Origin of the sequence: Pseudonocardia pini (genome assembly GCF_013870575.1) — a bacterium.
GTDB lineage: Bacteria > Actinomycetota > Actinomycetes > Mycobacteriales > Pseudonocardiaceae > Pseudonocardia > Pseudonocardia pini.
This window is the reverse complement of sequence record NZ_JACBXB010000607.1, coordinates 1-3,472: the sequence shown is the minus strand read 5'-3', so window position 1 is coordinate 3,472 and position 3,472 is coordinate 1. Positions and strand designations below refer to the sequence as shown.

General features: G+C 74.4%; 4 protein-coding genes. All 4 read right to left on the bottom strand.

Annotated elements, in window-relative coordinates; genetic code table 11:
- Positions 1–38 precede the first annotated feature (38 nt).
- Complete coding sequence (locus H5J29_RS25680; RefSeq protein ID WP_181783591.1) at positions 39–1,322, bottom strand: alpha/beta hydrolase; 1,284 nt, start codon at positions 1,320–1,322, stop codon at positions 39–41.
- A 140-nt stretch (positions 1,323–1,462) separates the two neighbouring features.
- Positions 1,463–1,750 carry a hypothetical protein gene (locus tag H5J29_RS25675; protein WP_181783590.1) on the bottom strand — a complete coding sequence of 96 codons (288 nt, stop codon included), beginning with the start codon at positions 1,748–1,750 and terminating at the stop codon, positions 1,463–1,465.
- 29 nt (positions 1,751–1,779) lie between these two features.
- The gene (locus H5J29_RS25670; protein WP_220187930.1) at positions 1,780–2,760 is read right to left on the bottom strand and encodes a heme-dependent oxidative N-demethylase family protein; all 981 of its coding nucleotides are present in this window, start codon (positions 2,758–2,760) and stop codon (positions 1,780–1,782) included.
- The coding region (locus tag H5J29_RS35410) for a PDR/VanB family oxidoreductase (protein WP_246394282.1) at positions 2,757–3,472 on the bottom strand (716 nt) is incomplete at its 5' end. The genes H5J29_RS25670 and H5J29_RS35410, both read right to left, overlap by 4 nt.

The following is a 3,472-nucleotide window of genomic DNA, read 5'->3' as shown; positions in this document are numbered from 1 at the left end:
TTCGTGCTGGGGGAGCCCGCGGTCAAGAAGGTGCTCGCTCACCGGCGGATCCCCATCCGCTGCCCCAGGAAGTCCAACGCCGGGGGCAGCGACGCGTGCGGCACCCCCCACGAGTGGCCCTGCCCCGGCACCACCTGTGTCTGCACGGTCATCCCCGCCTGTCGGGCGGCCGTCGAGACCTGGGTCGTCCACTGCCCCACCTGCTGTTCCTCGCTGCCGTTCGAGAAGTACCCCCACACCTCGGGGTACCTGTCCCTCGCCAGCAGCGTCAGCGGGGTCAGCGCGTCGAACGCCGCCTCGTCACCGTTGAACGCCTGCTGGATGGTCTGGGTCCGGTCCGCGCTGAGGGCGGGCTCGCGCTCGCCCGCCATGTCCACGAAGTTCGGGTAGGTGTCGGGATGGCGGGTCGCCATCTGGATCGCGCACGTCCCGCCGTAGGACCAGCCGCCGAAGGCCCAGCGGCTCTTGTTCGAGTCGATGCCGAGGTTGGCCTCGATCCAGGTGGGCACGTCCTTCGACAGGTACGTGTCCGCCTTCGCGATGACCGAGTCCATGCACATCGTGTTGTCGGTGTCCCCGCCGTTCGGGTCGACGACGACGGTGACCGGCGCCAGCCCGTCGTGCGCGGCCGCCACGGAGTCCATCAGCTGCTGCAGCTGACCCGCCGTGACCCAGTCGTCCGGACCGCCCGGCTGGCCGGCGACCAGGACGAGCACGGGCAGCACGGGCGGGTTCGGCCCGTTGTAGGCGGCGGGGAGGTAGATCTGCGCGGGGCGGCCGGTGAAGCCGGACAGCGTGCCCGGGATCGGCGCCGTCACCATCGTGGAGGTGCCCGTCGCGGGCCCGGTCCAGCGGTCCACCGCGGGGGTGTCCATCGACCGGGACGCCGCGCCGCGGCCGCCGGCGAGCGTCTGCTCGTCCGCGGGGTCGTCGGCGAGGAGCAGGTCTCCGAGCGTGGGGTACTGCTGGAAGTAGACGTTGATCTGCGAGCCCGCCGCGACCAGCACGAGCACCGCACAGACCACGGACACGACCTTGCGGCCCGCGCTGGTGCCGAACAGGCCGCCGATCGCGAGCACGAGCCCGCCGACGGCCACCGCCACCCACACCACCACCGAGGTCGGCAGCGGGTCCGGGAGGAGGTCCAGCTCGTCCACCGCCAGCCGGTTCAGGCCCGCGAAGGTCAGCGCGGCCAGGAGCACGGCGAGCACCAGCGCGACCAGGGCACCTCGACCCCGCCGGGCGAGCAGCCCGAGGAGACCGACGGCGCCGAGACCCAACAGCACGGGTGGCAACCACCCGTCGATCAGCGACACGCCCATGACGGCCCGCCCACCCCCTCACCTGGCCGCGAAGGGTAGCGAGCATGATCGGCCCCGGCTAGTGTCCCGCACCGTGAGTCCGCCGGCTGTGTCGGCGGACCTGCGGTGCGGGACACCGGGGGACGCCCCGGCCGAGGGGCTCAGGCGACCTGGTCGGAGTAGGGGATCCGCGGCACGTCCGCGGGCAGCCGCTCGTTCACGCTGTGCGCCAACAGGTCGTGGTCGCGCCGCCGCAGCGGCCGTGCTCCGGCGACCGCCGCGGTCAGCTCCTCCGCGGTCAGCGCCCCGCCGAGCGTGAGGTAGTCGACCCAGAGCTCGTCCGGCAGGAGCCCGCCGCGCGTGAGGCCCTCCTGCAGGACCAGCCGGGCCCGCGGTTCCAGTCGCGCCCAGCCGGGATCCCCGGCGGCGGCAGCGGGATCGTCGGCCATGTACCGGGCGTACCCACCCGGTGACCGGATCATGTTCCGGACAGGCACCAGTCCGCGGCCCGATGGCGGAACCGGCTCAGCCCCTTGTAGTCCGCCATGTCCGCGGGCAGCTCGGCGAGCACCCGGCCGAGCCGCTCGCGCCAGGCCGGGACCTGCGCGAGCTCCTCCAGCGAGACGAGGTAGGTGCGGATCAGGAACAGGATCGCGCCGGATGCGCCCAGCCGGACCAGGTGCTGGAGCTCCACCCGCAGGTGTACCCGGCGCCCCACCTCCGCGGCGGGCGCGGTGGCGATGTGCCTGCGGGCCGGGGCCCACTCCGGGTAGACCTCGGTGGCGTGGTCCAGCCTGCGGTCCACGCCGAGGGTCCAGTTCAGCCGCCGGTACTCCGCGCCCGGCGGAAGGCGCATGAGGAACCGCTCCGCCCGGGGCAGGATGCCCTCCTCGTGCACGCGCGGGACCGGGCCGTGGATCTCCAGGAACCGCATGCCGGTGTCGAAGCCCATCGACCAGTCCGCGGCGAACGTGACGTTGCCCGCGTCCGCCCAGAGCGAGCCCTCGCGCTGGTCGAGGAGCACGACGTCGTCCTGGATCTGGCTGCCGAGGAAGCCGAGCGGGCCGCCGGGGACCGAGTCGTCGTCGCCCTCGGTGAACCGGTGCTCGACGCCGAGGACGTCGTTGCGCCACACCAGCTCCCGGCCGGACCCGGTCAGCCGCATCTGCTCGGGGTGCTGTGCCTCGAGCTCCCGCAGCATCGTCAGCAGGGCGTCCCAGGAGGCCGGGCGCATGTGCGGGAGCATCTGCAGCCGGGTCGGGTCGCGCTCCAGCACCCGGGCCCGCTCGGCGACCTCGGCCGCGTAGTCGCCGTCGAGGTGCAGGATCCCCGAGCCCCACTCGCCCGCCTCGGTCGCGACGACGACGCGCGCCGCCTCGACGTTGGTGGAGTAGCGGAAGGTGTCGGCGCGGAACGGGAACGGGAAGGTGGCCAGGCGGTCGGGGACGGTGCGCGTCACAGGTCGATCTCCAGGGTCTCGGTCTCGGCGCGGGAGACGCAGGGCATCACGGCGGCGGCCCGTTCCTCCGGGCCCAGGAACTCGTCGCGGTGCAGGGGGCGACCGGCCAGCACCGGCACCCGGCACTCGCCGCACACCCCCTGCCTGCACTGGTTCGGCACGGCGATCCCGGCGCCCTCCAGCGCCGCGAGCAGGCTCGTCCCCGCGGGGACCGCGAGGTCGCGGCCGCTGCGTGCGAGCCGGGCCGTGAACGGCACCCCGGGATCGAGCTCCTCCGGGGCGAACCGCTCGAGGTGCACGCGGTCCGCGGGCCAGCCCGCCGCCGCTGCCGCCGCGACCACCCGGTCCATCAGCCCCACCGGTCCGCAGGCGTAGAGGTGGGTGCCGAGCGGCTGGTCGGCGAGCAGCGCGGGGAGCAGGTCCGCGAGTTCCGCCCGACCCGCCTCGCGGAGCCGGTCGCCGAGCAGCGCGGTCAGCTCGGCGGCGTAGGCGCCCGCGCGGTGCACGTACAGCATCCGGACGTCCTGGCCCCAGCGGAGGGCCTCGCGAGCGTGGGCGAGCAGCGGTGTCACACCGATCCCGCCCGCGACCAGCAGGTGCCGCCGCGCGGTGCGGACCGGTGCGAACGTGCTGCGGGGCAGGCCCACCTCGACCCGGTCGCCGACGACGAGCCGGTGCATCCAGGCCGACCCGCCCGCGCCGTCGGGGCGGA